At 64.0% G+C, this 22,229-nt stretch carries 21 protein-coding genes; 19 read left to right on the top strand and 2 right to left on the bottom strand.

Annotation, left to right across the window (positions count from 1 at the left end):
* Nucleotides 1-42 precede the first annotated feature (42 nt).
* From ACVOLZ_RS03615 to ACVOLZ_RS03565, 11 genes are read left to right on the top strand one after another with little or no spacing between them, the layout of a single operon-like run.
* Entirely contained in the window at nucleotides 43-3,786 is a 3,744-nt protein-coding gene (locus ACVOLZ_RS03615) for a nitrate reductase subunit alpha (protein WP_481515069.1), read from the top strand.
* Nucleotides 3,786-5,330, top strand: a complete 1,545-nt coding sequence (gene narH, locus ACVOLZ_RS03610; RefSeq protein WP_481515068.1) for a nitrate reductase subunit beta — start codon at nucleotides 3,786-3,788, stop codon at nucleotides 5,328-5,330. Before ACVOLZ_RS03615 ends, narH begins: the two co-directional genes overlap by 1 nt.
* The gene (gene narJ / locus ACVOLZ_RS03605) at nucleotides 5,327-6,007 is read left to right on the top strand and encodes a nitrate reductase molybdenum cofactor assembly chaperone (protein WP_481515067.1); all 681 of its coding nucleotides are present in this window, start codon (nucleotides 5,327-5,329) and stop codon (nucleotides 6,005-6,007) included. Before narH ends, narJ begins: the two co-directional genes overlap by 4 nt.
* Entirely contained in the window at nucleotides 6,004-6,708 is a 705-nt protein-coding gene (gene narI / locus ACVOLZ_RS03600; RefSeq protein ID WP_004146540.1) for a respiratory nitrate reductase subunit gamma, read from the top strand. Before narJ ends, narI begins: the two co-directional genes overlap by 4 nt.
* Nucleotides 6,709-6,711: 3 nt before the next feature.
* Nucleotides 6,712-7,602: a peptidylprolyl isomerase gene (locus ACVOLZ_RS03595; protein WP_481515066.1), complete on the top strand. Its 891-nt coding sequence runs from the start codon at nucleotides 6,712-6,714 to the stop codon at nucleotides 7,600-7,602.
* Between the two features lie 23 nt (nucleotides 7,603-7,625).
* The gene (locus ACVOLZ_RS03590) at nucleotides 7,626-8,957 is read left to right on the top strand and encodes an MFS transporter (protein ID WP_481515065.1); all 1,332 of its coding nucleotides are present in this window, start codon (nucleotides 7,626-7,628) and stop codon (nucleotides 8,955-8,957) included.
* A gap of 44 nt (nucleotides 8,958-9,001) precedes the next feature.
* On the top strand, nucleotides 9,002-10,213 hold the full coding sequence (locus tag ACVOLZ_RS03585) for an oxygen-independent coproporphyrinogen III oxidase (RefSeq protein WP_481515064.1): 1,212 nt from the start codon (nucleotides 9,002-9,004) through the stop codon (nucleotides 10,211-10,213).
* A 7-nt stretch (nucleotides 10,214-10,220) separates the two neighbouring features.
* Nucleotides 10,221-10,997, top strand: coding sequence for a helix-turn-helix domain-containing protein (locus tag ACVOLZ_RS03580; RefSeq protein ID WP_481510320.1), 777 nt, complete (start codon nucleotides 10,221-10,223; stop codon nucleotides 10,995-10,997).
* Between the two features lie 21 nt (nucleotides 10,998-11,018).
* The gene (gene modA / locus ACVOLZ_RS03575; protein ID WP_481515063.1) at nucleotides 11,019-11,759 is read left to right on the top strand and encodes a molybdate ABC transporter substrate-binding protein; all 741 of its coding nucleotides are present in this window, start codon (nucleotides 11,019-11,021) and stop codon (nucleotides 11,757-11,759) included.
* A gap of 2 nt (nucleotides 11,760-11,761) precedes the next feature.
* Nucleotides 11,762-12,445 carry a molybdate ABC transporter permease subunit gene (gene modB, locus ACVOLZ_RS03570; protein ID WP_197606690.1) on the top strand — a complete coding sequence of 228 codons (684 nt, stop codon included), beginning with the start codon at nucleotides 11,762-11,764 and terminating at the stop codon, nucleotides 12,443-12,445.
* The gene (locus ACVOLZ_RS03565; RefSeq protein WP_481515062.1) at nucleotides 12,435-13,100 is read left to right on the top strand and encodes a sulfate/molybdate ABC transporter ATP-binding protein; all 666 of its coding nucleotides are present in this window, start codon (nucleotides 12,435-12,437) and stop codon (nucleotides 13,098-13,100) included. The genes modB and ACVOLZ_RS03565 overlap by 11 nt, the downstream gene beginning before the upstream one ends.
* A 44-nt stretch (nucleotides 13,101-13,144) precedes the next feature.
* Here the strand turns inward: ACVOLZ_RS03565 and ACVOLZ_RS03560 are convergent, their stop codons facing one another.
* Complete coding sequence (locus tag ACVOLZ_RS03560) at nucleotides 13,145-14,365, bottom strand: NnrS family protein (RefSeq protein ID WP_481515061.1); 1,221 nt, start codon at nucleotides 14,363-14,365, stop codon at nucleotides 13,145-13,147.
* A 206-nt stretch (nucleotides 14,366-14,571) separates the two neighbouring features.
* On the opposite strand from ACVOLZ_RS03560, the gene ACVOLZ_RS03555 reads away from it, so the two are divergent.
* The 5 genes from ACVOLZ_RS03555 (at nucleotide 14,572) to ACVOLZ_RS03535 (ending at nucleotide 18,183) form a co-directional block, all read left to right on the top strand.
* Complete coding sequence (locus tag ACVOLZ_RS03555) at nucleotides 14,572-16,200, top strand: mechanosensitive ion channel family protein (protein WP_481515060.1); 1,629 nt, start codon at nucleotides 14,572-14,574, stop codon at nucleotides 16,198-16,200.
* A 163-nt stretch (nucleotides 16,201-16,363) separates the two neighbouring features.
* The gene (rocF, locus tag ACVOLZ_RS03550; RefSeq protein ID WP_481515059.1) at nucleotides 16,364-17,284 is read left to right on the top strand and encodes an arginase; all 921 of its coding nucleotides are present in this window, start codon (nucleotides 16,364-16,366) and stop codon (nucleotides 17,282-17,284) included.
* Between the two features lie 144 nt (nucleotides 17,285-17,428).
* On the top strand, nucleotides 17,429-17,581 hold the full coding sequence (locus tag ACVOLZ_RS03545) for an entericidin A/B family lipoprotein (RefSeq protein WP_481515058.1): 153 nt from the start codon (nucleotides 17,429-17,431) through the stop codon (nucleotides 17,579-17,581).
* Between the two features lie 54 nt (nucleotides 17,582-17,635).
* Entirely contained in the window at nucleotides 17,636-17,773 is a 138-nt protein-coding gene (locus ACVOLZ_RS03540; protein ID WP_481515057.1) for an entericidin A/B family lipoprotein, read from the top strand.
* 188 nt (nucleotides 17,774-17,961) lie between these two features.
* A complete protein-coding gene (locus ACVOLZ_RS03535; protein WP_481515056.1) occupies nucleotides 17,962-18,183 on the top strand; it encodes a CsbD family protein in 222 nt (73 codons plus the stop codon).
* Nucleotides 18,184-18,390: 207 nt separating this feature from the next.
* Here the strand turns inward: ACVOLZ_RS03535 and ACVOLZ_RS03530 are convergent, their stop codons facing one another.
* Complete coding sequence (locus ACVOLZ_RS03530; RefSeq protein ID WP_481515055.1) at nucleotides 18,391-19,218, bottom strand: hypothetical protein; 828 nt, start codon at nucleotides 19,216-19,218, stop codon at nucleotides 18,391-18,393.
* Between the two features lie 121 nt (nucleotides 19,219-19,339).
* Here ACVOLZ_RS03530 and ACVOLZ_RS03525 point away from each other — a divergent pair, with 121 nt between their 5' ends.
* The 3 genes from ACVOLZ_RS03525 (at nucleotide 19,340) to ACVOLZ_RS03515 (ending at nucleotide 21,975) form a co-directional block, all read left to right on the top strand.
* Complete coding sequence (locus ACVOLZ_RS03525) at nucleotides 19,340-20,641, top strand: tryptophan--tRNA ligase (protein ID WP_481515054.1); 1,302 nt, start codon at nucleotides 19,340-19,342, stop codon at nucleotides 20,639-20,641.
* Nucleotides 20,642-20,663: 22 nt separating this feature from the next.
* The gene (locus ACVOLZ_RS03520) at nucleotides 20,664-20,957 is read left to right on the top strand and encodes a hypothetical protein (protein WP_481515053.1); all 294 of its coding nucleotides are present in this window, start codon (nucleotides 20,664-20,666) and stop codon (nucleotides 20,955-20,957) included.
* 85 nt (nucleotides 20,958-21,042) lie between these two features.
* Nucleotides 21,043-21,975: an MBL fold metallo-hydrolase gene (locus ACVOLZ_RS03515; RefSeq protein ID WP_481515052.1), complete on the top strand. Its 933-nt coding sequence runs from the start codon at nucleotides 21,043-21,045 to the stop codon at nucleotides 21,973-21,975.
* Nucleotides 21,976-22,229: the final 254 nt, after the last annotated feature.

Raw genomic sequence — 22,229 nt, 5'->3', positions numbered from 1 at the left:
ACACATAGCCACGATGCAGCAGTTTGCGAACGGAGATTCACCATGAGCTATTTCCTTGATCGCTTGCAGTTCTTCAAGCGGGATCCACAACCCTTTGCCGATGGCCACGGGTTCAGCAAGAGCGAAGGGCGGGACTGGGAAAACAGTTATCGCGCCCGTTGGCAGTACGACAAGATCGTACGTTCCACCCACGGCGTTAACTGCACCGGCTCCTGCAGCTGGAAGATCTACGTCAAGAACGGCCTGGTCACCTGGGAAACCCAGCAGACCGACTATCCGCGCACCCGCCCGGACCTGCCCAATCACGAACCACGCGGCTGCCCGCGTGGTGCCAGCTATTCCTGGTACCTGTACAGCGCCAATCGGCTCAAGTACCCGCTGATCCGCGGCACGCTGCTGCGCATGTGGCGGCAGGCCCGCAAGACCATGTCACCGGTCGAGGCCTGGGGCAGCATCGTGCAGGACCCGGCCAAGTCGCGTGAGTACAAGCGTCGCCGCGGCATGGGTGGTTTCGTGCGGTTGAACTGGGACGAGGCCAACGAGATCATCGCCGCCTCCAATCTCTACACCACCAAGGAATACGGCCCGGACCGCATCGTCGGCTTCTCTCCGATTCCGGCAATGTCGATGGTGTCCTACGCTGCCGGTGCGCGCTATCTGTCGCTGCTCGGTGGTGCCTGCCTGTCGTTCTACGATTGGTACTGCGATCTGCCGCCGGCCTCGCCGCAGGTGTGGGGCGAGCAGACCGACGTGCCGGAATCGGCCGATTGGTACAACAGCCGCTACATCATCGCCTGGGGCTCGAACGTGCCGCAGACGCGCACGCCGGATGCGCACTTCTTCACCGAGGCGCGTTACAACGGCACCAAGACGGTGTCGATCTGTCCCGACTATTCCGAGCTGGCCAAGCTCACCGACCATTGGCTGCATCCCAAGCAGGGCACCGATGCCGCGCTGGCATTCGCCTTCGGCCACGTGATCCTGCGTGAGTTCCACGTCGACACGCCCTCGCAGTACTTCCAGGACTACTGCCGCCAGTACTCGGACATGCCGATGCTGGTGCGCGTCGAGCGCCGCGCCGATGGTCGCTTGGTACCGGGCCACTTCCTGCGCGCCAGCGAGCTGGGCGGGCTGGGCGAGAGCAACAACCCCGAATGGAAGACGCTGGCGTTCGATGAGAACAGCGGCGACATCACCGTGCCGAACGGATCGGTCGGCTTCCGTTGGGGCGAGAAGGGCAAGTGGAACATCGAGGAAAAGGCCAGCGATGGCCATGAAACCCGCCTGCGCCTGAGCCTGGCCGATATCCACGACGGCATCGAGGCGGTGAGCTTCCCGTACTTCGGCGGCATCGAGAGCGATGGTTGGACCGCTGCACCGGCCGAAGAAGTGCTGGAGCGCAATATCCCGCTGCGCCGCCTGCCGTTGGCCGATGGCGGTGAAGCAATGGTGGCCACGGTCTATGACCTGCTGCTGGCGCAGTACGGCGTTGATCGCGGCTTCGGTGGCGGAAATGTCGCCAAGAGCTTCGATGACAACGTGCCGGGCACACCCGCCTGGCAGGAGCGGATCACCGGTGTGTCACGTGCCGAGGTGATCGAGATCGCCCGTGAGTTCGCCCGCACCGCCGACAAGACCCATGGCCGCAGCATGATCATCGTCGGCGCCGGCATGAACCACTGGTTCCACAACGACATGAACTACCGTGGCCTGATCAACATGCTGGTCATGTGCGGTTGCGTGGGCCAGACCGGTGGTGGCTGGGCACATTACGTGGGCCAGGAAAAGCTGCGCCCGCAGACCGGCTGGCAGCCGCTGGCGTTTGGTCTGGATTGGAGCCGTCCGCCACGTCAGATGAATGGCACCTCGTTCTTCTACTTCAACACCGGGCAGTGGCGTTACGAGAAGCTGCAGGTCGACGAACTGCTGTCGCCACTCGCCGACGCCTCCAAGTACAGCGGCAGCCTCGCCGACCTCAACCTGCGCGCAGTGCGCATGGGCTGGTTGCCGAGTGCACCGCAGCTGGACCGCAATCCCCTGCAGCTGGTGCGCGAGGCCGAACAGGCCGGCATCGCACCGGCCGACTACGCGCTGTCCAAGTTCAAGGACGGCTCGCTGGACTTCGCCTTCGCCGATCCGGATGCCGCGCAGAACCATCCGCGAATGATGTTCATCTGGCGCTCCAACCTGCTCGGCTCCTCCGGCAAGGGCCACGAGTACATGCTGCGGCATCTGCTCGGCACGCGTCACGGCCTGCAGGGCAAGGACTTGGGCGAGATGGGCGCGGTCAAGCCCGAGGACGTGAAGTGGCGTGACGAAGCACCGGAAGGCAAGCTCGACCTGCTTGTGACGCTGGATTTCCGCATGTGCACCACCGCGCTGTACTCGGACATCGTGCTGCCGACCGCCACCTGGTACGAGAAGGACGACCTCAACACCTCGGACATGCATCCCTTCATCCACCCGCTGTCCAAGGCGGTGGACCCGGCCTGGGAATCACGCAGCGATTGGGAAATCTTCAAGGGCGTCGCGCGCACGCTCAGCGACATGGCACCGGGCGTGCTCGGTGTGGAGAAGGATCTGGTGCTGGTGCCGACCCTGCACGACACGCCCAACGAACTGGGTATGCCGTTCGGCGTTTCCGACTGGAAGAAGGGCCAGTGCGAGGCCATTCCCGGCAAGACCATGCCGAGCATGGCGGTGGTCGAGCGCGACTACCCCAACCTCTACCGCAAGTTCACCTCGCTGGGCCCGCTGCTGGACAAGCTCGGCAACGGCGGCAAGGGCATGAGCTGGGATACCAAGCACGAGGTGGAATTCCTCGGCAAGCTCAACCACACCGTGCTGGACGAAGGCATCAGCCAGGGCCGGCCGGCGATCGATACCGCCATCGACGCCTGCGAAGTGATCCTGCACCTGGCGCCGGAAACCAATGGCCATGTCGCGGTCAAGGCCTGGGAGTCGCTGGGCACCTTCACCGGCCGCGAGCACACGCATCTGGCGGTGGGCAAGGAGCACGAGGCTATCCGCTTCCGTGACATCCAGGCGCAGCCGCGCAAGATCATTTCCTCGCCGATCTGGTCCGGCCTTGAAGACGACAACGTCAGCTACAACGCCGGCTACACCAACGTGCATGAGCTGATTCCGTGGCGCACCGTCACCGGCCGCCAGCAGTTCTACCAGGACCACGAGTGGATGATCGACTTCGGTGAGGCCTTCATGAGCTACCGGCCGCCGGTCAATACCCGCACGGTGGAACCGCTGCTCAACAAGCGCCAGAACGGCAACAAGGAGATCGTGCTGAACTGGATCACCCCGCACCAGAAGTGGGGAATCCACAGCACCTATAGCGACAACCTGATCATGCAGACGCTGTCGCGTGGTGGCCCCATCGTCTGGTTGAGCGAGGACGATGCACGCAACGCCGGCATCGAGGACAACGACTGGATCGAGCTGTTCAACGTCAACGGTGCGATTGCCGCGCGTGCGGTGGTCAGCCAGCGGGTGATGCCGGGCATGGCGATGATGTACCACGCCCAGGAACGCATCATCAACGTGCCGGGTTCGGAGATTTCCGGCACCCGTGGCGGCATCCACAACTCGGTGACCCGCATCGTGCTCAAGCCTACCCACATGATCGGCGGTTACGCGCAGCTGGCCTGGGGCTTCAACTACTACGGTACCTGCGGTACCAACCGCGATGAGTTCGTGATCGTGCGCAAGATGGACAAGATCGATTGGCTGGATGGTGAAGAGTCGGTTGTCGCCGCACGGGAGGTGGTGTGATGAAAGTACGTGCCCAGATTGCGATGGTGTTGAACCTGGACAAGTGCATCGGCTGCCACACCTGCTCGATCACCTGCAAGAACGTGTGGACCTCGCGCGAGGGCGTGGAGTACGCCTGGTTCAACAACGTCGAGACCAAGCCCGGCATCGGTTACCCCAAGGAATGGGAAAACCAGGAAAAGTGGAACGGCGGTTGGGTGCGCAACGGCAGCGGCAAGCTGGTGCCACGCGCCGGCGGCCGCTGGCGCATGCTGGCCAAGATCTTCTCCAACCCCGACCTGCCGCAGATCGACGACTACTACGAGCCGTTCGACTTCGATTACCAGCATCTGCACGACGCGCCCGAGTTGAAGCATCAGCCGACCGCGCGTCCACGCTCGTTGCTGACCGGCCAGCGCATGGAGAAGATCGAGTGGGGCCCGAACTGGGAGGAAATCCTCGGCAGCGAGTTCTCCAAGCGTTCGCGTGACTACAACTTCGACAAGGTGCAGAAGGAGATCTACGGCGCCTTCGAAAAGACCTTCATGATGTACCTGCCGCGCCTGTGCGAGCACTGCCTCAATCCGGCCTGCGTCTCGGCGTGCCCGTCCGGTGCGATCTACAAGCGCGAGGAAGACGGCATCGTGCTGATCGACCAGGACAAGTGCCGCGGTTGGCGCATGTGCGTGTCGGCCTGCCCGTACAAGAAGATCTATTACAACTGGAAGAGCGGCAAGTCCGAGAAGTGCATCTTCTGCTACCCGCGCATCGAAATGGGCGAGCCCACAGTGTGTTCGGAAACCTGCGTGGGCCGCATCCGCTACCTCGGGGTGATGCTGTACGACGCCGACCGCATTGCTGAAGCTGCATCGGTGGCGGCGGAGAAGGACCTGTACCAGTCGCACCTGGACATCTTCCTGGATCCGTTCGACCCGGCGGTGATCGCCGCCGCGCGTGCCGAAGGCATTCCCGACAGCTGGCTGGAATCGGCCAAACAGTCGCCGGTCTACAAGCTGGCCATCGACTGGAAGCTGGCGCTGCCGCTGCACCCGGAATACCGCACCTTGCCGATGGTCTGGTACGTGCCGCCGTTGTCGCCGATCCAGTCGGCGGCCGAGCGTGGCCATGTCGGCATGAGCGGCGAACTGCCGGATATCGCCTCGCTGCGCATCCCGGTGCGTTACCTGGCCAATCTGCTGACGGCCGGTGATGAAGCGCCGGTCATCCGCGCCTTGGAACGGTTGATGGCGATGCGCGCCTGGCGCCGTGGCAAGAACGTGGACGGCGTGGAAGACATGCGCGTGCTCGAACAGGTTGGTTTGACCCCGGCGCAGGTGGAAGAGATGTACCGCTACCTGGCCATCGCCAACTACGAGGACCGTTTCGTCATACCGAGTGCGCACCGCGAGTACGCCAACGACGCCTTCGGCGAGCGTGGAGGCTGCGGCTTCACCTTCGGCAATGGTTGCAACGGCGACAGCCCGGCCGACCTGTTCACCCAGCGCAAGAGCACCACCTTTGCGGTGCATCCCAATCGCCAGCACCGGCACGAGGTGACGAAATGAGTGTGCTCAAGCTGATTGGTGTCCTGTTGGACTACCCACGTGACGAGCTTTGGCAGCATGGCGAGGAGCTGCTCGAGGCCTGCGACGATCCGGCGCTGTCGCCGGCCCGTCGCGGGCAGTTGCAGGCCTTCGTCCGCGACCTGCTCGCCAGCGACCCGCTGGACGCGCAGGACCGTTGGCTGGCCACCTTCGACCGTGGTCGCTCGATGAGCCTGCTGGTATTCGAACACATCCACGGCGAATCACGTGACCGCGGCCAGGCCATGGTCGACCTGATCGATGCCTATCGTAAGAATGGTTTCGAGCTGGATGCACGCGAACTGCCGGACTACCTGCCGCTGCTGCTGGAATACCTCTCGCACCGGCCGCAGGCCGAGGCCAAGGACTGGCTGCACCACATCGGCCACATCGCCGGCATGCTCGCCGCGCGTGCCGCCGAGCGGCAGCTGCCGCATGCGGTGCTGCTGGAGATCCTGGTCGAGGCGGGCGAGGGCAAGGTCAACCTGGCCGTGCTGCGTCAGCGGGCCAGCGAAGAAGTGCGCGACGACACCGTCGAAGCCATGGACCGCCTGTGGGAAGAGGAAGCGGTGCGCTTTGGCGCCGATGCACCTTCGCAGGATTGCGATCCACCCCATCGTTCACCGGCACGCGCGCAGCCGCGGGAGATCCAGCCATGAATTACCTCAATCAGTTCGCCTTCCAGTTCTATCCCTACATCGCGGTGGCGGTGCTGTTGATCGGCAGCTGGGCGCGCTATGACAAGGCCATGTACAGCTGGCGTACCGGCTCGACCCAGTTGCTGTCCGATCGCGGCATGCGCTTTGGCAGCAATTGCTTCCACATCGGCATCATCGCCATCCTCGGCGGTCACTTCGTCGGCCTGCTGACCCCGCATGCGCTGTACGAGCCCTTCATCACCTCTTCGCAGAAGCAGTTGCTGGCGATGGTGGTAGGCGGCTTCTTCGGTGCCCTGTGTTTCGTCGGCATCACCATCCTGCTGGTGCGTCGCCTGACCAATGCGCGGGTGCGCGCAATCGGCAGCTTCGGTGACACGCTGGTGCTGGTGCTGCTGTTCGCCCAGCTGTGCCTTGGCCTTTACAGCATCAAGGTCTCCGCCGGCCATCTCGATGGCGGGGTGATGGTGATGCTGGCCGAGTGGGCGCAGCACATCGTCACCTTCCGTGCCGGTGCGGCCGATTACGTCGAAGGCGTGCATTGGGTCTACAAGGCGCACATCTTCCTCGGCCTGACGCTGGTGTTGATCGCCCCGTTCACCCGCCTGGTGCATGTGTGGAGCGTGCCGATCAGCTACCTGTGGCGTCCGTACCAGGTGGTGCGCCGTCGCCAGGCCACGCTGCGCTACGGTCCGCGGGAGTAAGCCATGGGCAGCCTGCCACGCATTCTTCCCATCACCGTCATCGACTCGCAGACACCGGTGCCGGCCGAGGCCGGCCACCATCACGACGCCGATGATGGCCCGCGCAGCCTCGGCCAACCCGCACCGTGCAGCCTGTACGTGCAGGACACTGCGATCAGCGAGGCCGATATCGCCCGCGAGATGCAATACCACCGGGCGATGCGCCCGGAGCAGTCACGTGCCGATGCGGCGCGGGCGCTGGTAGTACGCGAGCTGCTGCGGCTGGAAGCCGAGCGGCTTGGCCTGGCCGATGCCCCCGGCGTCGGCCAGGAGACCAGCGAGGAAGCACGCATCCAGCAACTGATCGAACAGACGCTGGAAGACCGCGTGCCCAGCGAGGACGACTGTCAGCGCTATTTCGCGCAGAACCCCGAGCGTTTCCGCTCACCAGATCGCATCCGTGTACGCCACATCCTGCTGGCGGCACCGGCCGACGATATCGCTGGCCGGCTGAAGGCACGCACCCAGGCCGAGAAGCTGATTGCAGAACTGCTGGAGCAGCCACACCTGTTCGCCGATCTGGCCGCGCGTCACTCGCAATGCCCGTCCAGCAGCGAAGGCGGCGATCTGGGCTGGCTGCAACGCGGGCAGACCACGCCCGAGTTCGATCGCCAGGTGTTCCGCCTGCGCCAGGGCTTGGCGGGTTTTCCGGTGGAATCGCGCTGGGGCTATCACGTGGTCAGCGTTGATGTGCTGGAAGCTGGTGTAGCGCTGAGCTTCGAGCAGGTGCAGCCACAGATCAGTGACTACCTCGAACTGCAGGTGCGCCAGCGCGACGTGCAGCAGTTCCTGCTCGAGCTGCGCGAACGCTACCCGGTACGCGGGCTGGAAGACATCGAAGCACAGGCTGAGTAAGACGTAATCCCCCAGGAGCACCAATGAGCCAGAATCTACAGAACATCAGCAGTGGCGAACAACAACGTGCGCTATGGCTGAGTACCTTCGCCTTCACCGTGTGTTTCGCGGTGTGGATGATCTTCGCCATCATCGGCATCCAGATCAGCGAGCAGCTGGGCCTGAACGACACCCAGTTCGGTCTGCTGATTGCCACCCCGGTACTGACCGGCTCGGTGATCCGGGTCTTCCTCGGCATCTGGTCCGATCAGTTCGGCGGCCGCAAGGTGATGACCCTGGTGATGCTGTGCGGCGCTGTCGCGACCTGGCTGCTGACTTACGCGCAGACCTATCCGCAGTTCCTGCTGGCGGCGCTGTTCGTCGGCATCGCCGGCGGCAACTTCTCGGTCGGCGTCACCTATGTGTCCAAGTGGTTCCCGCCGGAGAAGCAGGGCACTGCATTGGGCATCTTCGGTGCCGGCAACATCGGCTCTGCGGTCACCAAGCTGCTGGCGCCGCTGGTGATGGTGGCCTCGGGCTGGATGATGGTGGCCAAGCTGTGGGCCGTCGGCCTGGCGGTCACCGCCATCCTGTTCTATCTGTTCAGCAAGGAAGATCCCTCGCTGGAAGACCGCCGTCGCAGTGGCGTCAAGCCGATGTCCTTCGCCGAGCAGATGGCGCCGCTGAAGAACCTGCAGGTGTGGCGCTTCTCGCTGTACTACTTCTTCGTGTTCGGCGGCTTCGTCGCGCTGGCACTGTGGCTGCCGCACTATCTGGTCGGTAACTACGGCATGGATGTGGGCACGGCCGGCGTGCTGGCTGCGTGTTACTCGATCCCGGCCAGCCTGTTCCGGGTGGTGGGCGGCTGGCTATCCGACCGCATCGGTGCGCGCCGGGTGATGTACTGGACGCTGGGCGTATCGGTGATCTGTACCTTCATCCTGGCCTATCCGGATACCCGCTACATCGTGCAGGGCATACACGGCGAGATCAGCTTCCACCTGGCCATCAGCGTGACCCTGTTCACCGTGCTGGTATTCGTACTCGGCTTCTTCATGTCGCTGGGCAAGGCTGCGGTCTACAAGCACATCCCGGTCTATTACCCGCAGCATGTGGGCTCGGTTGGTGGTGTGGTCGGCATGATCGGCGGCCTCGGCGGCTTCATCCTGCCCATCGTGTTTGGCGCGCTGAATGATGCGCTGGGCATCTGGAGCAGCTGCTTCATGCTGCTGTTCGTGCTGGTCAGCATCTCCCTGGCCTGGATGCACTTCGCCATCCGTCGGATGGAGCGTCGCAACTTCCCGCAGCTCGATCGTGAGACCGATCTGCCCGAAGCCATTGATGCAGGCGCGGCGGAGAAACAGCGCCGCGCTTGATCCAGATCAGTGAAAACCGGCGGTCGCTACGCGAGGATGCTTGCATGTCAGTAGAGACCGCCGGGATGGATGACGCCACATTGCATGTTGCACTGCTGCAGCAACCCGCGCACGTGCTGTTCCCGGCGCCGGCGGAGCTGAGCCCGGGCTTCGCCGAAGCCGGCTGGCGCGCAGCCATGCAGGCCAGCAACGAGCATCTGATTCCACGTGCGTTGACGCTGGGTTTCTGCGCACCCCCACATGAGCTGGAACGCGCCGATAACGTGCTGGACGCGCTGCTGGTCTGCCTGCGCCTGCACGCCGACATGCTGGCCAGCGACCGCGAAGTGGCGGCCATGGTGTTGCAGCCCGGCATCGTCGAGCATCTGCCGCCTGCCCTGTTGGGACGCTTGCTGGATGCGGTGCCGGAGCAGCTGTGCACCATTGCCCGGCCGCAGGTCGAGGTGCGTCTGGATGCGGCCAGCGATGTTGCGCCGGCGTCATTGCGCGAGGTCGGCTGTACCCGGATGACAGTGATCGACCATGCTGGCGTCGACGGCCCGGCAATGCTGGCACAGGCCCAGCAGGCCGGGTTTACCGCGTGTTACTACCAGCTGCGCGTGCCGTGCTACGCCGATGTGTCGTTCCTGCAGCGGCTGCAGCGGGTAGTGGAGCTTGCACCCGAGCGTATCGTCCTGCCGTCGCCAGCCCTGCTGCCCGAGTACCCATTGCCGACAGACTGGCTACAGGCATGGCGGCTGCTGCGTTCAGCCGGTTACCTGCCGCTGGGCGGCGACCACTACCAGCGGCCGGACCTGCCCATGCCGCTGCGCAACGGTGACGGCCAGCGTCATTGCGACCTGCTCGGGGTGCCGCGCCGCGAGCGCCATGACCTGCTCGGCATTGGTGTGGGCGCCTGCAGCCAGATCGGCGATGTCATCTGCCGCATCGAGCCGGAGCCGAGCCATTGGCGCGCCTGCCTGGTGGTTGGCCAGCCGGGAATATCCTCTGGGCTTATTCTTTCCGAGCATGAACGCATGACCGATGAGGTGGTGCAGAGCCTGGCCTGCGACCACGCTTTGGACATGCGCGCCTTCGAATGGCGCAACGCACAGCCATTCGATGCCTGTTTCGAGCACGCGTGGAGCCGCGTCGGCATGTTCATCGAACGCGGTTGGCTGCGCCGTGACGGCGACATGTTGTTGATCCAGAACGAAGGTGAGCTGCTGTGGCGTATGATCGCAGCGTGCTTCCGCCCCTTGGCCGCTGTTGCTTGAAAACGGAATGACGCCAACAAACCCACCACCGCGCGGCCCGCAGGGTTCCGCCACGCCGAATCCAGCCGCTGCCGGCGACGGCGACGCGCTGCATTTCTGCACGACCTGTGCGTTCTCCGATGCCTGCAGCTCGCAGGGCTATGACAAAACCGCGCTGAACGAACTGCATGTGATGGTCGATCACGTCGGCCCTTACCATGCGGGCGATTACATCTTCCGCGCAGGCGAGCCCTTCGACTCGATCGCTGCGGTGCGCGCCGGCATGGTCAAGACCTTCGTCGATGACAGCCTCGGCAACGAACAGGTGCTGGGCTTCGCCTTGCCTGGCGAAGTGATCGGCCTGAACGCCATCCACGGATCGCGTTATCCCTGCAATGCGGTGGCGTTGGATACCGTGCATCTGTGCCGTATCTCGTTTCCGCGCATCAGCATGCTGGCCAGCCGCATGCCCGGCCTGCAGGCCAAGCTGTTCAGCCTGCTCAGTGCCGAGATCGGCAAGGCGGCGCTGCTGGCCGCCAATTACCGTACCGAGGAGCGCATGGCCGCGTTCCTGCTGGATATCTCCAGCCGCTACGCGCGGCGTGGCTTCTCAGCACACCGCTTCAACCTGACCATGACCCGCACCGAGATCGCCAACTACCTGCGCATGGCGCCGGAAACGGCCAGCCGGGTGTTGCGGCGTTTGAGCGACGAAGAAGTCATCGCGGTGAAGCAGCGCGAGATCATCCTGCTGCAACCGGAACGTCTGGCGTTGATGGCGGCCACCGATGACGCAAGCGAATGATGCCCAACCGAGGATGCATGCATGAACAAGCTGTGGGCGTTGTTGTTGCTGGCCGTCACGCTGCCGGCAAGCGCGGCTGATCTGACGGTCTCCGCGGCTTCCAGCCTGACTGAAAGCTTTCGCGAGATTTCCGCTGCGTATGAGAAGGCGAACCCGGGAACGAAGGTTGATTTGAACTTCGCCGCCTCCGGCACCTTGCTGCAGCAGATCGCACGCGGCGCGCCGGTCGACGTGCTGGCCTCGGCCGACCAGGCCACGATGACGCAGGCCAATACCGAAGGTCTTATTGATCCAACGACACAGCACGTATTCGCACAGAACAGCCTGTGGGTGGTGGTGCCGCCGCAGGCCAGCAACAAGCCGACCACGTTGGCGGCGCTGGCCAAAGCCGATGTGAAGCGCGTTGCCATCGGCAATCCCGACAGCGTGCCGGTTGGGCGCTATGCACGCGGTGCGCTGCAGCAAGCCGGTGTGTGGCCGGCAGTGCAGGCCAAGATGATCAGCACCCAGAACGTGCGCCAGTCACTGGACTATGTGGCACGTGGTGAAGTGGATGCAGGCTTCGTCTACGCCACCGACGCACAAGCGATGAGCGAGCGTGTGCAGCGCGCCTTCCAGGTGCCGGTTGCCGGTGGTATTGCGTATCCGCTGGCAATGGTGAAGACCAGCCGTAACGCCGCCGAAGCAAAACGCTTCATCGCCTTCGTGCGTTCGGCGCAGGGCCAGGCGATTCTGCACAGGCACGGATTTGGCAGCCCTTGATGGTGGATCTGGACTGGAGCGCGCTGTGGTTGTCACTGAAGGTGGCCGGCTGGGCGACCGCGATCAACCTCGTGCTCGGTGTCGGATTTGGTGCCTTGTTGGCGCGGCGGCGCTTCCCAGGCCGTGAGTTGCTGGACACGATATTTACCCTGCCGATGGTGTTGCCGCCAACCGTGCTTGGCTATTACCTGCTGGTGCTGATCGGCAGCAAGGGCCCGCTCGGCGCATGGCTGGAGAGCAGCTTCGGCATCAATCTTGTGTTTACCTGGCAGGCAGCGGTGATCGCTGCGGCGGTGGCGTCGTTTCCGCTTGTGTTCAAGCCTGCGCGTGCCGCGTTCGAGGATGTGGACGGGCAGCTGGAACAAGCTGCACGTACCTTGGGTGTGTCCGAACTGGCGCTGTTCTTCCGGGTGACCCTGCCGCTGGCATGGCGCGGCATTCTCGCTGGCCTGCTGCTGGCGTTCGCCCGCGCAATGGGTGAGTTCGGCGCCACCATCATGGTCGCCGGCAGTATTCCCGGGCGCACCCAGACCTTGTCCATCGCCATCTACGAAGCGGTACAGGCCGGTAACGACGGCCGCGCCAATGCCTTGGTGCTGCTGTCCTCGTTGGTCTGCATCAGCGTGTTGCTGCTCGCCGCGCGGCTGGTGGGACGGCGACAGGAGGGGGCGCGCAATGTGGCTTGAACTGGATATCCGTCGCCAGCTGCAGGCGGCAGGTCAGCAGTTCCAACTGCAGGCAGCGCTGCGCTGCACCCAGCCCAATGTTGTGTTGTTCGGCCCGTCCGGCGCCGGCAAGAGTTTGACCTTGAAGGCGGTTGCCGGGCTGCTGCGACCGGATACCGGGGTGATCCGCATGCACGGGCAAGCGCTGTTTGATGCGGTGGCAGACATCAACCTGTCACCGCAGCGGCGACGTATCGGCTATGTGTTCCAGGACTACGCCTTGTTCCCGCACCTGACGGTGCGGCAGAACGTCGGTTTCGGCCTGCAGCAAGGTCTGTTGAATCCGTCGCGCGCTCGCCGCATCGATGCGGTGGAACAGTGGCTGCAGGCATTCCGCATCGATCACATCGGTGACCTGTTGCCGGCGCAGATCTCCGGCGGCCAACGTCAGCGCACGGCCTTGGCACGGGCACTGGTGACCAAGCCGCAGGCGTTGCTGCTGGATGAGCCATTCGCAGCACTCGATCACGCCCTGCGTGCGCATCTGCGCCAGGAGCTGGAAACGGTGCTGGACCAGACCGGCATCCCGCTGCTGCTGATCAGCCATGACCCGGAAGATGTGGACATGTTCGGCCAACAGGTGGTGCATCTGGCCAACGGCCGCGTACAGGTCTGAGCGCCGGGCCGCTCGATCTGCGCGGCTTGTTGGATGCAGTTTGCTTAGTCCGGTTTGCCATCCGCACGCGGGCGCCAGTAGATCCACCCCAACCGCAGCAACCACGGTGCAAGCACCAGCAGCCAGCCTGCGGCGGCTACGGCATGCCAACGCCAAGGATCGTCCAGCAGCGGTGCGAGGATGCGCAGCACTGCGACCAGTTGCAGGCCGAGCAGGGCGATCCAGGCGACCACCGGCATCACCAGCGCACGCCCGGAATGGCCCTGGGTCACGCGGGTGACCATCGCCACCAGCAGGCTGCCGAACAGGCCAATCGCCAAGGCATGCAGCGGCGCGCGTTCCAGCCAACCTGTGTGGCCGCCGAGCGCGGCGATGTCCTGCAGCAGATACAGCAGCATCGCCAGCGGCCACCACGCCAGCCCGTAGAACAACACCGCCAGCAAGGCAGGCTTTGGACCGCGCGGCCACCAGCGCCACAGCGAGTACAGCGACAACAGCAGCAAGCCGGCATCGGCAAGCAGCGTTGCCAGTGCCAGCTGCAGGCTTTCACCGGCCAGATGCAGCAGGCATAGCCCCCACAGGATGGCCAGCCATTGCGGTGGCCGCCACGGCTGATAACCAGGCACCACATTGCCGGCGAAGAACGGAAACATGCGATGGGCGACGCTGGCGTATACCGGCAGCAACAGCCCGAAGGTGCCAACCGACACGCTCAGTGCCTGCCAGCGGATATCGGCGCCCGCCGCCGCAGCGGTGAAGGCCAGCAGGCCGATCCAGCCCAATAGCAATGCAGCCCAGCAGGACCATGCATGCCAGGTGCGTCCCTTCTCCTGCAACAGCAGGCGGCCGAGGACGACAAGGCCGAATGCCCAGCCCAGCAGTGCCAGCAACAGCGCCAGCAACAGCGCCAGCCGCAGCCCGGGTTGCCAACCACTGCTGGCGGTCAGCAGCGCGATCTGTGCTCCGAACAGGCTGCAGCCAACGCTTGCGTACCGCCAACGCGGCAGTGCCGGCAATCCCATCCAGCGTGGGAACACGGTCAACAAAAAGCCGAAGATGAAACTGGGCAATACCAGGTATTGCATCCACAGCCCGTGCAGCCAGGCCGGCGGCAAGCCGGGTGCGGGCAGGGGATTGCCCAGCTGCAACCCGGCCAGCCACAGCGCCCACCAGCCCATTGCCAGGCCGAGGTTGCAGACACCAATGAAGAACAGCAGCCGGTGTGGCGCGTTGAAGACGGTCAGGGTGGAGGCGGGGTTGTTCATTGCGCGAGTATCCGAGCAGGCCTGGTCGGGGGTACTGACGAATATCAAGCTGGGCTGCGCTATGGGGGTTTGGCGAGCACTTGTTGGCAGTATCCGACCGCGGCGGTCATCCGCCGTCTCTTGCCTGTAGCGTGGGCTTCCCTTTGTGCTGCTCTTGGGGCAACACTGCACCGGTCGGTCATCCGTTCCCGCGGGGAAGCGCAACGATGTTCGGAAGCAGCGTCGTAGTCTGGTCGGTGGTACGCCGGTTCGTGCTGGCAGTCGCGCTCGTCTCGCTGGCTGCGCTGGTGCTGCCGGCCACGGCGGCAGCCGCCAATGAGCAGGCGCAGGTTGAGGGGCCGGTTCCAGCGACGGTACGCTTCTACAACCGCGACATCCTGACCTTCCGCAGTGGGTTCATGGGTCGCTCGCCGTCGCAACGTGCTGCGGTCACCGAATTCAACATCAAGCGGATTGTTGATGAGCCCGGCGTGCCCACGGTCACCTTCAACGACACCGCCGATGGCGCGATCCTGCTGCTTGGCGGCGAAGTTGTCACCCTGATCACGCCTGCCGATGTGGACAGCGCACAGGGCGAAACGCTGGGCCAGGTGCGTGAGGAGGTGCGCAGCCGGCTCGACGATGCGGTCGTCGCGGCTGAGCGTGCGCCGGGCCGTGTGCTCCGCGGCGTTTTGCATTGTCTTGTAGCCACGCTGTTTGCAGGGCTGTTGATCTGGTTGCTGGCTTGGGCGGCACGCAGGTTGCGCGCGGCGATGCTGGCATGGGTCGGTCGAAAGGCTGGGACGCTGCGTAGCGCGCCGGTCAAGCAGATGTTGCATGGGGCAAACGCGCTGGCCGATTGGCTGTCGCGCGCAGTGCTGCTGGTGGCGGTGCTGTTGCTGGCAGAGGAATGGCTGCGCTACGTATTCCATCAGTTCGATTACACCCAGCCCTGGGCCAGGGCGATGACGGCCTGGGTTGCTGCCCAGGCCAAAGCCTGGCTGTGGGCAGGCGTGGCGGCGATCCCGGGTTTGGTCACCGCGGTCATCATTTTTCTGTTGGCGCGGCTGTGCAGCCAGATTGTCGGCTTGTTGTTCCGGGGCGTGCAGAACGGACGCTTCCAGTTGTTTGGGATCGACCGCCAGCTGGCCGAGCCCAGCCGCAAGCTGACCGTGGGAGGTATCTGGCTGTTTGCGCTGGTGATGGCCTATCCCTATCTGCCCGGCTCAGGCAGCGACGCCTTCAAGGGCTTGAGCGTGCTGCTGGGCGTGATGATTTCGCTGGGAGGCTCCAGCATCGTCGGTCAGGCAGCGGCGGGTTTCACCCTGCTGTATGCGCGGACGATGTCGGTTGGTGACCTGGTCAAGGTGGCGGACGTCGAGGGGCAGGTGATCCAGATCGGCTTGTTCACCACGCGCATCCGCACCCTGACCGGGGTGGAAGTCAGTCTTCCCAACATGCACGTGCTCAGTGGCAAATTGTTGAATTACTCGCGCGATCCCCAGGCTGCCGGCATGTGGCTGGAGACCGGCGTCACCATCGGCTATGACACGCCGTGGCGGCAGGTGCAGCGGCTGCTGCTGGATGCGGCCGGCAAGACCGCGCATGTGCAGAGCACACCCGCTGCCTATGTGCTGCAGACCGCGCTCAATGATTTCTATGTCGCCTATGTACTGCGCGTGCATATCGTTGAGTTCCCGCTGCGCGCGGAGATCCTCAGCGCGCTGCATGCCAACATCCAGGATGCGTTCAACGCGGCCGGGGTGCAGATCATGTCGCCCAACTACATTGCCGACCCTGAGCTGCCGAAGATCGTTGCGCCCGCCGATTGGGACCCGCAGGGCCCGACGGCATGATCGCCCCGCAGGTAGCCGTGCACGGCTGACATATGCGCGGCGTAAGCTTGCCAAAACCTACTCCGCAACCGCTCAACGGCTCGCCCTGCCTTGGTTTGACGCGCTGCCGCAAGGCCTTTCCGGCGCTGCTCGTTAAACTGATTTCATTTGCAACGGAGGTGGTATGACTGGTTTTCGTCCGGTGTCGCTGATTGGCGTGCCTACCGATGTGGGTGCTGGTGCGCGCGGTGCGCGGCTTGGCCCGGAGGCGCTGCGCATTGCCGGGCTGCCCGAGGCGCTGGTCGAGCGCGGCGTGGAGGTGCGTGACATCGGCAACCTGGATGGCCCGCGTAATCCCTGGACCGGCCCGGTGCAGGGCTATCGCCATCTGGACGAAGTGGTGGCGTGGAACCACGCGCTGATGGAAGCCACCTATGCCGAACTGAATGAAGGACGCCTGCCGATCATGCTCGGTGGTGACCACTGCCTGGGCGTGGGCTCGATCACCGCCGTCGCGCGTTGGTGTCGTGAGCAGGGCAAGCAGCTGCGGGTGCTGTGGCTGGACGCGCACTCCGACTTCAACACCTCCGATGTCACTCCGTCGGGCAATATCCACGGCATGCCGGTGGCCTGCCTGTGTGGCCTCGGCCCGGAAGGGCTGACCCATCTGGGCGGCAGCGCCCCGGCGATCGCGCCGTGGCAGGTGCACCAGATCGGCATCCGTTCGGTCGACCCGGAAGAAAAGCGGTTGATCAAGCAGCACCGCGTGGACGTGTATGACATGCGCCATATCGACGAGGCCGGCATGAAGCGCACGGTCGAGGCTGCGCTGCATGGCATCGACGCCAATACCCATCTGCACGTGAGCTTCGATGTGGATTTCCTCGATCCCAGCATTGCTCCGGGCGTTGGCACCACGGTTCCCGGTGGCGTCAATTACCGCGAGGCGCAGCTGGTGATGGAGATGATCGCCGACACCGGGTTGATGGGCTCGCTGGACATCGTCGAGCTGAATCCGTTGCTGGATCACCAGAACCGAACCGCCGAGCTGGCCGTGGACCTGGTGGAAAGCTTGTTCGGCAAATCCACCCTGATGCGCGATTAACGTTTGGAAGACATCGCTGAACGTGTGCTGCGCGACTTCACGCGGAGCACACGCTGCAGCCGCCAGATTCGTCTTCACACGCGGAAAGCCTGTCGCCGGTTCGCCGGCACGACTTCCGCCTTATCAGTGAGGAGACGATCAACGATGAAGCGAATACTGATGTTGGCCCTGGTGGGCGCGTTCTCGATTGGCATGCTCAGCGGCTGCAATACCATGGCCGGTGCTGGCAAGGACATGCAGAAGGCGGGGGAAAAGGTCGAAGACAAAGCGCAGGACTGTAAAGACGGCAAGTGCTGATGAACGCGCGGTCCATAGTGGGCCGCATCGATGGAACCACCACAGGAGAAACACATGAAGCGTTTGGTCGCCCTGATGATGTTGTCGCTGTTCTCGGTCGCGGTGCTGTCCGGCTGCAACACGGTTGCCGGTGCCGGCAAGGACGTGCAGAAGGTCGGTGAGAAAGTTGAAGGTGCTGCCAAGGGTCATTGATCCGACAGTGTCATCCAGATGAACAAGAAGGCCGGCATTGCCGGCCTTTTTCATGCTTGGGTTTGGTAACTGAAGCGATGTTCACCAAGGTCAGCAGTACACAACGAATCATGGACCTAATGCCAACAGCGCGGCAGCGAAGGTGGTCCCACGCGATTCAACCGCGTATCCCCCGAAGGAGCAACGTAATGAACAAAGACATCATTTCCGGCAAGTGGACCCAGCTCAAGGGCAAGGTACAGGCCAAGTGGGGCGACATCACCGACGACGATCTGAAGGTGGCCGAAGGCAACGCCGAATACCTCGCCGGTCGCCTGCAGGAACGTTATGGCTGGGCCAAGGACCGCGCCGAAACCGAAGTGCGCGACTTCCAGAAGGCGCTGCACAAGGACTATCCCGATTACCACTGATGCGGGGTGATTGAGACAAGTCCATTTGCCTCAATCAGAAACCGATGCCAGTCCTCTGGCATCGGTTTCTTTTTTGCCTTTGTGGGAGCGGCGTGAGCCGCGAAGCAAGTGCATCATCAGATGACACAGTTGATGAGAGGTTGAGCGGCGTCAGCTTCGCGGCTTATGCCGCTCCCACAAGATGGGTGTCGGGCTGACGCTGCGATCTCAACGCCCACGCACCGGCGGATCCGGCACGAAGCCACTCGGGAACGCCTGCGGCGAGTTGTCCACGCGGTGGTAACCGCGCGGCAGGATGCCCATCGCCACCAAGCGCTGCCGCGAGTCATAACGCACCTCGCTGACCTGCACCGGGTTACGGCTGGCGCGCTCGAAACTGGTCAATGAAGAGCTAGACCATTCACGTTCACCATGGCCGGTGCCAAGCCGCTGCCGCGACTCACTCTTGGCCGCCGCACTGGGCGCAGCGGCTTCGGCGGCGCGCCCGCTGGCATTGGCACTGGCCTCGGCGCGGTCTTCGTACTGCGGCATTGGCCGCGGCGTCGGCCGGGGCATTGGCAGTGGACGCACGTCATACACCGGCCGGCGCGCCTCGTTGAACACCGCGATGCCGATCACCCCGACATTGGCCGGGCGACCGGTGCGGCTGGCATAGCTGTCGCTGGAGCTGGTGAACACGAACTGCGCCACCTCGGCATTGGATTTGCGCCAGCCGGTGATTTCGCTGCTCTGCCACGGCTCCAGCACATAGCCGGACTGGCTGGGCGAGGCGGTCTGGCCGGTGATGGCATTGACCCCGTCCACCGACAGCACCACCAGCACGCGCTGGCTGCTGCGGTTCTGCATGCGCACGCTGTAGCGGTGGCCGGGGCTGCCGGCCACCCATTGCTGGCCCCGGTGCGGGTACAGGTCCAGCTCCTGGCCGTCGTCGCGGTCGATCACCGACAGCTGCACAGGACCTTCATCTGCCGGCCGTACCGGGCTGAACCCGCATAGCGCGACAACCGACAACACACTGGCTAGAAAACGGTACATGGCAGGCTCCTTGGCGGGGTACGTGACCTAGAACGGTCGGGCGCGGGCAACGGGGTTGAGGGCGGGGACAGGCGAGGGCGGTTACACTGGCCCGGTTCATCCGCTCGTCAGCTTGGTTTTCATGACTACCCGCGTCCTTACCGGCATCACCCCCTCCGGCACTCCCCATCTCGGCAACTACGTCGGCGCGATCCGCCCGGCCATCGCCGCCAGCCAGGCCTCGGATATCGAGAGCTTCTTCTTCCTGGCCGACCTGCACAGCCTGATCAAGGCGCAGGAGCCCGAGCGCACCCAGCGTTCGACCCTGGAGATTGCAGCCAGCTGGCTGGCCTGCGGCCTGGACCCGGACAAGGTGTGGTTCTACCGGCAGAGTGACATCCCGGAAACCACCGAGCTGATGTGGTTCCTCACCGTGGTCGCCAGCAAGGGCATCCTCAACCGCGCCCATGCCTACAAGGCGGCGGTGGACAAGAACCGCGAGGAGCAGCTTGACGACGATGCAGGCGTCAGCGCCGGCCTGTTCATGTACCCGGTACTGATGGCGGCCGACATCCTGATCTTCAACGCCAACAAGGTGCCGGTGGGTCGTGACCAGATCCAGCACATCGAGATGGCGCGCGATTTCGCCCAGCGCTTCAACCACGTTTACGGCAAGGAGTATTTCGCCCTGCCGGAAGTGATCATCGACGAACAGGTGGCCACTCTGGCTGGCCTGGACGGCCGCAAGATGAGCAAGAGCTACAGCAACACCATCCCGCTGTTCGTGCCGCGCGAGGAGCTGAAGAAGCTGGTGTTCTCCATCCTCACTGACTCGCGCATGCCCGGCGAGCCCAAGGACACCGAAGGCTCGGCGCTGTTCCAGATGTACCAGGCCTTCGCCAGCCCGCAGCAGACCGCCGGTTTCGCCAAGGCGTTTGCCGAAGGCATCAGCTGGGGCGATGCCAAGCAGCAGCTGTTCGAGCGCATCGACGCCGAACTGTCGCCGCTGCGCGAGCGCTACAACGCCTTGATGGCCGAGCCCGAAAAGATCGAAGCGATCCTGCGCAAGCGCGGGCAGCAGCTGCGCGAGCAGTTCGCCATTCCGCTGTTGAAGGAACTGCGCCACGCCGTCGGCCTGCGTGACCTGTCCGCCGCCGGCGACAAGCCCAAGGCGGCCGTTGCTGCCAAGGCGGCGCTGCCGCTGTTCAAGCAGTACCGCGAAAAGGACGGCCGCTTCTACTTCAAGCTGCTCGATGGCGAAGGTGCGCTGCTGATCCAGAGCGAAGGCTTTGACTCGCCGCGTGATGCCGGCCAGCTGATCGCCGTGCTCAAGCAGGCCGAACAGGGCGATGCACTGCAGAGCGAGCTGTTCAAGGTCGAAGTGGAAGTGGAGCCGGTGCTGGCGGCATTGCGCGAGTTGCGCGAGGCTGCGGCAAAGGAATAAACCCCTGTGGAGGAGCACGTCGATGGCCTGGTTGTCGTTGTTGTTGTTTCTCCCCTCGTTCGGTGTGATGGGGGCGTTGTACTGGTGGTTCCCGCGCCAGCCGCGCAATCGCACGCGTACGGTGTTTGATGCATCGATGCTGATGCTGGCCCTGGTGGCCAGCATCGGCTTCATGTTGTGGGGCTACCACGTTGGCGCCACCGAGGTGCCTGAAGGCCTGTGGAAGCAGATCCTGGCCGTGCTCTACGCCTACGGTGGCTTCCTGGCAGTGATGGTGCTTGCCCTGCTGCTGCGCCCACGCGTACTGCATCACTGAACTGACGCAGCTGCGACAAAAGTCCGGGTTGAGTGGCGGCGGGACGGCTGGCAGGATCGAGGCCAGTTTCTGCCGGAGTTCCCGCATGTCTGCTGCCCATGGCATCCACACCATCGATACCGCGTTCCAGCGCGATCATTTCGATGCGGCCTATCTGATCGTGCAGGACGGGCACGGCGCGTTCGTCGACTGCGGCACTACGCATTCGGTACCGAATCTACTGGCCTGTATTGCCCAAGCCGGTTTGCAGCCCGCGGATATCGACTGGTTGATCGTCACCCACGTGCATCTGGATCACGCCGGCGGCGCCGGTGCGCTGATGCAGCAGCTGCCCAACGCAAAATTGGTGGTGCACCCGCGCGGCGCCCAGCACATGATCGATCCGACCCGGCTGATTGCCGGTGCCACGGCGGTGTATGGCGAGGCCGAGATTGCGCGCAGCTATGGGCAGATCGTGCCGATCCCGGCCGAACGTGTGGTGGTGGCCGAAGACGGGCATCGTGTTTCCTTGGCCGGTCGCGAGCTGGTCTGCGTGGATACGCCGGGACATGCACGCCATCACTTCTGCGTGTGGGATGCGGCCAGCCGCAGCTGGTTTACCGGCGACACGTTTGGCCTGTCGTATCGCGAGCTGGATCATGCCGGCGGTGCTTTCATCATCCCGACCTCCTCGCCGGTGCAGTTCGAGCCTGAGGCGATGCATGCCTCGATCAATCGCTTGATGCGCGAATCGCCGGAAGGTATGTACCTGACCCATTACGGCCGCGTCGAAGGCACTGCGCGGTTGGCCAAGGAGCTGCACGAGCAGATCGATGCGATGGTGGCGATCGCGCAGCGCTGCAATGGCGAACTGCAGCGCCATCGCCTGCTGGTGGATGCGCTGGGCGCGCTGTATGTAGCGCGATTGAGATTGCAGGGCAGCCCGCTGGATGCGTCTGAAGTGCTGCGTGTGCTGGCGATGGATATCGAGCTCAACGCACAAGGCCTGGCCTGCTGGCTGGACCGCGAAAAGCGCTGAAAGCGAGCGGGTTCCTGTAGTGCCGAGCCATGCTCGGCAGAGGCCTTCCCAGTGATGTATCAGTTCAATGTGGGAGCGGTGAAGCTCACCCCTCCCCAACCCTCCCCTTCGCGGCGCGAAAGGGAGGGGCTGTAGTGCCGAGCGATGCTCGGCAGAGGCCTTGCCGGGAAAGCTCCTGCCGAGCATGGCTCGGCACTACAGCGCTGTCGCGCCCACAACGGCAATGCCGGTTAGAATCTGCCATTCATTCTGTC

The sequence above is a fragment of the Stenotrophomonas sp. STEN020 genome, assembly GCF_056760195.1.
Note: the sequence above shows the minus strand (reverse complement) of the source record. Positions and strands in the feature narration are given on the sequence as shown.

Bases quoted from the DNA above. Each gene is read 5' to 3' on its own strand.
- ACVOLZ_RS03615 (WP_481515069.1), top strand. From the start codon at position 43: ATGAGCTATTTCCTTGATCGCTTGCAGTTCTTCAAGCGGGATCCACAA.
- narH (WP_481515068.1), top strand. From the start codon at position 3,786: ATGAAAGTACGTGCCCAGATTGCGATGGTGTTGAACCTGGACAAGTGC.
- narJ (WP_481515067.1), top strand. From the start codon at position 5,327: ATGAGTGTGCTCAAGCTGATTGGTGTCCTGTTGGACTACCCACGTGAC.
- narI (WP_004146540.1), top strand. From the start codon at position 6,004: ATGAATTACCTCAATCAGTTCGCCTTCCAGTTCTATCCCTACATCGCG.
- ACVOLZ_RS03595 (WP_481515066.1), top strand. From the start codon at position 6,712: ATGGGCAGCCTGCCACGCATTCTTCCCATCACCGTCATCGACTCGCAG.
- ACVOLZ_RS03590 (WP_481515065.1), top strand. From the start codon at position 7,626: ATGAGCCAGAATCTACAGAACATCAGCAGTGGCGAACAACAACGTGCG.
- ACVOLZ_RS03585 (WP_481515064.1), top strand. From the start codon at position 9,002: ATGTCAGTAGAGACCGCCGGGATGGATGACGCCACATTGCATGTTGCA.
- ACVOLZ_RS03580 (WP_481510320.1), top strand. From the start codon at position 10,221: ATGACGCCAACAAACCCACCACCGCGCGGCCCGCAGGGTTCCGCCACG.
- modA (WP_481515063.1), top strand. From the start codon at position 11,019: ATGAACAAGCTGTGGGCGTTGTTGTTGCTGGCCGTCACGCTGCCGGCA.
- ACVOLZ_RS03565 (WP_481515062.1), top strand. From the start codon at position 12,435: ATGTGGCTTGAACTGGATATCCGTCGCCAGCTGCAGGCGGCAGGTCAG.
- ACVOLZ_RS03560 (WP_481515061.1), bottom strand. From the start codon at position 14,365: ATGAACAACCCCGCCTCCACCCTGACCGTCTTCAACGCGCCACACCGG.
- ACVOLZ_RS03555 (WP_481515060.1), top strand. From the start codon at position 14,572: ATGTTCGGAAGCAGCGTCGTAGTCTGGTCGGTGGTACGCCGGTTCGTG.
- rocF (WP_481515059.1), top strand. From the start codon at position 16,364: ATGACTGGTTTTCGTCCGGTGTCGCTGATTGGCGTGCCTACCGATGTG.
- ACVOLZ_RS03545 (WP_481515058.1), top strand. From the start codon at position 17,429: ATGAAGCGAATACTGATGTTGGCCCTGGTGGGCGCGTTCTCGATTGGC.
- ACVOLZ_RS03540 (WP_481515057.1), top strand. From the start codon at position 17,636: ATGAAGCGTTTGGTCGCCCTGATGATGTTGTCGCTGTTCTCGGTCGCG.
- ACVOLZ_RS03535 (WP_481515056.1), top strand. From the start codon at position 17,962: ATGAACAAAGACATCATTTCCGGCAAGTGGACCCAGCTCAAGGGCAAG.
- ACVOLZ_RS03530 (WP_481515055.1), bottom strand. From the start codon at position 19,218: ATGTACCGTTTTCTAGCCAGTGTGTTGTCGGTTGTCGCGCTATGCGGG.
- ACVOLZ_RS03525 (WP_481515054.1), top strand. From the start codon at position 19,340: ATGACTACCCGCGTCCTTACCGGCATCACCCCCTCCGGCACTCCCCAT.
- ACVOLZ_RS03520 (WP_481515053.1), top strand. From the start codon at position 20,664: ATGGCCTGGTTGTCGTTGTTGTTGTTTCTCCCCTCGTTCGGTGTGATG.
- ACVOLZ_RS03515 (WP_481515052.1), top strand. From the start codon at position 21,043: ATGTCTGCTGCCCATGGCATCCACACCATCGATACCGCGTTCCAGCGC.